Source organism: Nonomuraea indica (assembly GCF_002850745.1).
GTDB classification, from domain to species: Bacteria; Actinomycetota; Actinomycetes; order Streptosporangiales; family Streptosporangiaceae; genus Nonomuraea; species Nonomuraea indica.
Genome location: NZ_KZ559473.1, coordinates 380,654 through 387,704 on the forward strand (window position 1 = coordinate 380,654; position 7,051 = coordinate 387,704).

A 7,051-nucleotide genomic window follows, 5' to 3' on the forward strand; every position below is an offset into this window, starting at 1 on the left:
CGGAGGGGGCGCGATGCGCGTCGTGATCGCCGTCCAGGCCGAGCTGACCCACTTCCTGGGCATGGTCCCGCTGGGGTGGGCGCTGCGCACGGCCGGGCACGAGGTGCGCGTCGCCACCCAGCCGGAGCTGGCCGGCGCGGTGGCCGACTCAGGGCTCACCGCCGTCCCGGTCGGCCGCGACCATCTGGGGAGGCGGCTCATCGAACTCGCCGAGAGCCTGGGCCAGGAAGGCGATCCGGGCTTCGACCTGGCCGAGGACCGCCCCGAGAGGCTGACCTGGGAGTACGTGCGCGACGGCCACCGCGAGATCGTCCCCTGGTGGCTTCGCGTGATCAACGAGCCGCTGGTCGACGACCTCGTGGCGTTCTGCCGCGAATGGCGGCCCGACCTGGTGCTGTGGGAGCTCACCACGTTCGCCGGCGCCATCGCGGCGACGGCGTCGGGCGCGGCGCACGCCAGGTTCGTGTGGGGCCCCGACCTCCTCGCGCGGATGCGCGGCCACTACCTGAGGCTCATGAACGCCCAGCCGCCCGCCGAGCGGGAGGACCCCCTGGCCGGCTGGCTGGGCGAGCACGCCGCGCGGTACGGCGCGACGTTCACCGAGGACCTGGTCCTCGGCCAGGCGACCGTCGACCAGCTGCCCCCCTCGCTGCGGCTGGCGGGCGGACCCCGGCCGCTCGCCGTCCGCTACGTCCCGTACAACGGCCGCGCCGTGGTGCCGTCGTGGCTGCGCACCCCGCCCAGGCGGCCCCGGATCTGCCTCAGCTTCGGCCTGTCGTCGATCGGCCGGGCCGGCTACGAGGTTCCGGGTCAGGAGATCCTGGACGCCCTCGACGGGCTGGACGCCGAGTTCGTGGCGACCTTCTCCGAGCGGGAGCGGGCGGCCCTGCGCCGGGTGCCCGGCAACACGACGGTGGTGGGGCACGTGCCGCTGCACGCGCTGCTGCCCACCTGCTCGGCGATGGTCAACCACGGCGGGCCCGGCACGCTCCTCACCGGGCTGGCCCACGGGGTGCCCCAGCTCGTGCTGCCGAGCCTGTTCGACGCGCCGGCCCTCGCCGCGAGCCTCGCCGCGCGCGGTGCCGGTCTCGCCGTCCACGGCGCCGCCGTCACCGGGGCGGCGGTCCGCGACGGCGTCGAACGCCTGCTGGACGAGCCCGCGTTCACCGCCGGCGCGGGCCGCCTGCGCGAGGAGATGCGCGCCATGCCGTCACCGAACGCGCTCGTCGCGGAGCTGGAGGCGCTGGCCGCCGGGCGCGCCCCGATCAAGGCCGGCCACGTCCGGAGAGGAGAGGTGTGATGTACGCGGAACTGGAACCGGCGGACCTGCTGTCCGCGCTGCCCGGCGCCGCCGGCCCGGCCGAGGGGCCGTGGCTCGTCCGCTGGGACGCGGTGGCGGACAAGGCCGAGCGCCTGGTCATGGCAGCGCTCCCGCCGGTGGTGGAGCTGTCCACCTCGGGGAGCACGGGCGCCCGGCGGAGCTGGGCACGCACCCGCGAGCAGCTGTGGGCGGAGGCCGGCCTGCTCGCCGGGCTCCTCGCGCCGGACCGGCCGCAGGCGGTGCTGTCCTTCGCCCCGCCGCGCCACCTGTACGGCATCCTGGTCGGCGTGCTGGTGCCCGCCAGGCTGGGGCTGCCCGTGTGGTACCGGTCCCAGTACGGCCCGATGCCGCCGCAGGAGGCCGCCCGCCGGTGGGCGGTGATGGCGATCCCGTGGACGTTCTCCCTCATGCTGCAGCGCGGCTCGTGGACGCGGGCGGCCGAGCGGGTGAGCGTCCTGCACAGCACCGCGATGCTGCCCGCGACCGCGGGGGAGCTGGTCGCCGCGGCCGGCGCGGACCGGCTGACCGTCACCGAGATCTTCGGCTCCACGGAGACCGGCGGCGTGGCGACCCGCCGCTGGTCACCGGGCAACCCGCCGTGGGAGCTGTTCCCCGACGTGACCTTCGCGGAGCCGCGCGCGGCAGGGGAGGCGCCGCTGACGGTCCGCAGCCCGCGGCTCGCCCGCTCCGCCGGCGGCGAGCCGCTCACCACCTGGCAGCTGGACGACCACGTCGAGATCCTGGACGAGCGGCGGTTCCGCTTCGCCGGGCGCCGCAGCCGGCTCGTCAACGTCAACGGCCGCCGCATCAACCTCGACGAGCTGGAGATCTCCGTACGCGCCGCGCTGCCCTGCGCGGACCTGGCCCTGGTGCCCGTCCGGGACCCCGTCATCGGGGAGCACTTCGATCTGCTGCTCGTCCCCGGCGAGGCCGCCTCCGCTGCTAACGTCGATGTCCGCGCCGCGTTCGCCGAGATCGGGGTACGCCCGCGGCGGCTGCGCCTGGTGGACCGGATCGACCGGTCGGAGACGGGCAAGCTCCGCCGCGTGCGCGACGCGGACGACGCCGGCGAGCCGGCATGAGAGCCGATGCGGCGTCGCGGAACCCCGTACCGCCGGCTGCGCGTTCCGACAGTGAGACCCCACGCGACCGAAGGACTGATCAGGTGCCCCTCTTAGAGGTCACGGGACTTCGTAAGAGCTACGGCGGCCACGTGGCCGTCGACGGAGTGGACTTCCACATCGGTGAGGCAGAGACCTACGGCCTCCTCGGCCCCAACGGGGCGGGCAAGACGACCGCCATCTCGATGATCGTCGGCATCCTCGACCGTGACGCGGGAGAGGTCGTCGTCGACGGGCAGCCCCTGGACGTGACGAGCGTGAAGGCCAAGGCGCTGATCGGCTACGTGCCGCAGGAGCTGGCGCTCTACCGCGACCTCACCGCCCGCGAGAACCTGCGTTTCTTCGCCCGCCTGTACGGTCTCGGCGGCGGAGGGCTGAAGGCCCGGATCGAGGAGATCCTCGGCATCATCGGCCTGACCGACCGCGCCGACGAGAAGGTGGAGCAGTATTCGGGCGGCATGGCCCGCCGCCTGAACATCGGCATCGGGCTGATGAACCGGCCGAAGCTGCTCATCCTCGACGAGCCCACGGTGGGGGTCGACCCGCAGAGCCGCAACTCCATCCTGGAGAGCGTCCAGCGCCTGGCGGGCGAGGGCATGGCGGTGCTCTACACCACGCACTACATGGAGGAGGCCGAGCGCCTCTGCGACCGGGTGGGCATCATCGACCAGGGCCGGCTCCGGGCCGAGGGGACCCGGCGGGAGCTGGTCGGGCTGGTCGGCGAGACCGACCGGGTCACCATGCGGGCCGAGGGGGACCTGGCGCGGGCCGTCGAGGATCTGGAGAAGCTGCCGGACGTCCGGCGCGCCGAGAGCGGCGACTCCCAGATCGAGCTGCTCGTCCCCGACGCCAGGACGCACCTGCCGCGGATCCTGGAGACGGTCGCCGCGGCGGGGGCGGCGGTGCGCACGGTGGAGGTGCGCGAACCCGACCTGGAGACCGTCTTCCTGCACCTGACCGGCAAGGCGCTGAGGGACTGATGACGCGTGCGCGCAAGCATCACCATCCTGGCCAAGGACCTGCGGCAGCGAGCGCGTGACAGCACCCTGCTCGTCTTCGGCGTCGTTCTGCCGCTCGGCCTGGCGTTCATGTTCAACGTCATGCTGGGCGGCGGCGAGCAGCGCCGGCTCGACGCGACGTACGCCGTGGCCGACGGCGACCGGGGCGTGGCCGCGCGGCAGTTCGTCGAGCAGGCGCTCCGCCCGCTGGAGGCGAGCGGCGACGCCACGCTCCGGACCGCGGCCGACGCCGAGGAGGCCAGGAGGCTGGTCGAGCGGAAGACGGTGGACGCCGCCTTCGTGATCCCCGAGGGGTTCTCCGCGGCGCTGGAGCGCGGTGCGGCGACCCGGCTCCAGGTGATCGGCGGCGTCGACTCGGCCGTCGCCGTCCAGGTGGCCCGCGAGATCGCGCAGAGCTACGCCACCGAGCGCCGCGCCGTCCAGCTCGCCGTGGCCGTGGCCACGGCGGGCGGCGGGACCGTCCCCGACCGGGAGCTGGCGGAGCGGGCCGCGGCGGCGCCGGTGCCGGTGGGGGTGGCCCAGGACGAGGTCTCGCAGCGCAAGCAGCTCGACACCACGACGTACTACGCCGCCGGCATGGCGATGTTCTTCCTGTTCTTCGTCACGATGATGAGCGTCGCCGGCATCTTCGACGAGCGCCGCCAGGGCACCCTGGCGCGGCTGCTGGCCGCGCCGGTCTCTCGCCGGGCGGTCCTGCTGGGCAAGTCGCTCGGCGGCGTCCTGGTCGGCGTGCTCAGCATGGCCGTCCTCGTCGTGGTCTCCACGCTGGCTCTGGGAGCCGACTGGGGGCACCCGCTCGGGGTGGCCGCCCTCGCCGTGGCCGCCGTGCTGGCCGCGACGGGGATCACGGCGGCGGTCGCCACCTTCGCGCGCACCGCCGAGCAGGCGTCCAACCGGTTGTCCGTGATCGCCATGACGCTCGGCCTGTTCGGCGGCGCGCTGTTCCCCGTCGCCCAGCTCGAAGGGCTGTCGTCGGTGAGCATGCTGACGCCGCACCGCTGGTTCCTGGAGGGCCTCGGCGACCTGGCCGGCGGGTCGCTGCAGGTCGTCGTGGTGCCGGTCGCCGTCCTGCTGGGGTTCGCCGTGGCCGGCGGCGCGCTGGCGCTGTTCCGGCTGGGAAGGATGCTCAACTCGTGAAGATCCTCGTGATCGGCCTGCTCAACCTGCGCCGGCTCTTCCGGGACCGGTCGAACATCTTCTTCGTGATCGTCGTCCCGTTCCTGATGATCTTCATGATGGGGCTGATGTTCGGCGGCGGCCAGCCGCACCGCCTCGGCCTCGTGGGCGGCGACGGCGGGCCGCTGGCCGGGCGGCTCGCGACCGCGCTCGCCGGCCGCGAGGACGTCGAGGTCGTGCCCATGGCGACCGAGGACGAGGTGCGCACGGCGGTGGAGCGCGGCCGGGTCCAGGGCGGCGTGGTGATCCCGTCCACGTACGACGCCGACCAGCGGGCGGGCCGCCAGGTCCAGATCCGCTACATGATCCGCTCCAACGACATGCGGGCGCTGGACGTCGGCACCTGGGTGCGCTCGGCCGTCCCCAGGGAGGCCGCCCTGCTCCGCGCGGCCAGGTTCGGCGCCGCGGAGGGCACCACCACCTTCGACCAGGGGCTCCAGGTGGCGCAGCGGGCGCAGGTGCCCGGCGTTGAGGTGCAGGTCACCACGGCCGGCCGGTCCGTCTTCCCGGAGGGGTTCAGCCAGTTCGCGCTGTCCGCGCCGCCCCTGCTGCTCCTCTACACCTTCCTCACCTCGCTGACGGCCGCGATCGGGCTCGTCGAGACCCGCCTGACCGGCATCTCCGCACGCATGTACGCGACGCCGACGACGGCCTGGTCCATCGTCGCGGGCGAGACCATGGGCCGGCTGCTCATCGCGCTCTTCCAGGGCCTGCTGATCATGCTGGGGTCGGGGCTGCTGTTCCAGGTGCGCTGGGGGGACCCCCTGGCGGCGGCCGTCCTCCTCGCGGTCTTCTCCATGATCGGAGCAGGCGCCGCGATGGTGATGGCGTCGCTCTTCCGCACGCCGGGGGCGGCCATCTCGCTGGCGGCGATCCTCGGCATCGGGCTCGGGGCCCTGGGCGGGACGATGGTGCCCCTGGAGACGTTCTCCCCGACCATGCAGACCGTCGCGCACTTCACCCCGCACGCGTGGGGGTACGAGGCCTTCGTGACACTCGTCCGGCACGGCGGCGGCATCGCCGACGTCCTGCCCCAGCTCGGCGCGCTGACGGCGTTCGCCGCGGTGCTGCTCCCCCTCGGGGCGTGGCTGCAGCGGCGGGCGATCACCCGCTGAGCCGTCCCGCCGCCGGACGGGCGTCCACGTGCCATGCCACGCAGCCCTCGACGTCTCGGAGACCCATGCCTGAGAAGACCTCGTTCACCTCGGCCGACGGCACCGTCATCACCGCCGAGGTCGTCGGCGACGGGCCGGGGCTGGTGATCCTGCCCGGCACGCTGCAGAGCGCCCGCTCGATGCGCCGCCTGGCCGAGCACCTCGCCGACTCCCACACCGTCTTCGTCATCGACCGGCGTGGCCGGGGCGACAGCGGGCCGCAGGGCGACGACTACAGCTTCGACAGGGAGGCCGAGGACGTCATCGCCCTGCTGAGGAGGGAGGGCGCCTCCGCGCTGTTCGGCCACAGCTCCGGCGGGCTCGTCGCGCTGGAGACGGCGCTCCGCCACCCGGTGCGCAAGCTCGCCGTGTACGAGCCGCCCGTGTCGGTCGCCGACCCGACGGAGGACCCCTGGTACCCGGACTTCGAGCGGGCCCTCGCGGCCGGACGCAACGCCCTCGCGCTGTCCATCATGCTGAAGGGGCTGGAGGGGCTGGGCTCGGCCAGCCGCATGCCGCTGCCGTTCGTCAGGTTTATGGTCAGCGCGCTGACCTGGACCGAGGAGGGCCGGGAGATGGTGGCGCTGGTGCCCACGTTCCCGGCCGAATATCGTGAGGTCGAGCGCCTCGCCTACTCTCCGGTCCGCTACCGCGGCATCGGGGCGGACACGCTCGTCCTCGCGGGGTCCGGAGGCGCGCAGGAATACCGGGCCGGGGGCGAGTTCCTGGCCTCGGTCATCCCCCGGTCGCGCTACCTCGAACTCCGCGGGCTCGGTCACGGCGGCCCCGACCAGCAGGCGCCCGGCCAGGTCGCGGAGGTGCTGCGGGAGTTCATCGCCGCCGCGCCGGGCGCGCAGACCCGCGGCTGACGGCGCGGGCGCCGGCGAGGCGGCCGCGTCGTCGGCCCAGCTTGTGCCGGTTCGTGTCGCCGGTCCGGCTTGTGCCGGTTCGTGTCGCCGGTCCGGCTTGTGCCGGTTCGTGTCGCCGGTCCGGCTCGTGCCGGTTCGTGTCACTGGTTCGGCTCGTGCCGGTTCGTGTCGTCGGCCCGGCTCGTGCCGGTCGTGCCGCGCCGGTGCACGTCCATGTCGGTTCACGTCGCGAGGTGAGGTCATGCGGGTTCCTGACCTGTTCGTCGGTGGTCTCGGGGTTTTCGTGCCCGAGGTGGTGAGCGTGCGGGAGGCGGTGGACAAGGGGTGGTGTTCGGCCGAGGAGGCGGCGGTGCACGGGATGTCGGGCGCCGCGGTGGCGGGGGAGGTGCCG

6 protein-coding genes are annotated in these 7,051 nt (G+C 74.1%); all 6 read left to right on the forward strand.

Features of this window, described 5'->3' with window-relative positions; genetic code table 11:
* Positions 1–13: 13 nt before the first annotated feature.
* Entirely contained in the window at positions 14–1,300 is a 1,287-nt protein-coding gene (locus CXR44_RS22340) for an activator-dependent family glycosyltransferase (RefSeq protein ID WP_101788021.1), read from the forward strand.
* On the forward strand, positions 1,300–2,403 hold the full coding sequence (locus CXR44_RS22345) for a class I adenylate-forming enzyme family protein (RefSeq protein ID WP_245899321.1): 1,104 nt from the start codon (positions 1,300–1,302) through the stop codon (positions 2,401–2,403). The genes CXR44_RS22340 and CXR44_RS22345 overlap by 1 nt, the downstream gene beginning before the upstream one ends.
* 83 nt (positions 2,404–2,486) lie before the next feature.
* On the forward strand, positions 2,487–3,422 hold the full coding sequence (locus tag CXR44_RS22350; RefSeq protein ID WP_245899322.1) for an ABC transporter ATP-binding protein: 936 nt from the start codon (positions 2,487–2,489) through the stop codon (positions 3,420–3,422).
* 6 nt (positions 3,423–3,428) lie between these two features.
* On the forward strand, positions 3,429–4,598 hold the full coding sequence (locus CXR44_RS22355) for an ABC transporter permease (protein WP_101788024.1): 1,170 nt from the start codon (positions 3,429–3,431) through the stop codon (positions 4,596–4,598).
* Positions 4,595–5,752 (forward strand): ABC transporter permease, encoded by a 1,158-nt coding sequence (locus CXR44_RS22360; RefSeq protein WP_101788025.1) that lies wholly within the window; start codon positions 4,595–4,597, stop codon positions 5,750–5,752. Before CXR44_RS22355 ends, CXR44_RS22360 begins: the two co-directional genes overlap by 4 nt.
* A gap of 65 nt (positions 5,753–5,817) precedes the next feature.
* Entirely contained in the window at positions 5,818–6,660 is an 843-nt protein-coding gene (locus CXR44_RS22365) for an alpha/beta fold hydrolase (protein WP_101788026.1), read from the forward strand.
* Positions 6,661–7,051 lie beyond the last annotated feature (391 nt).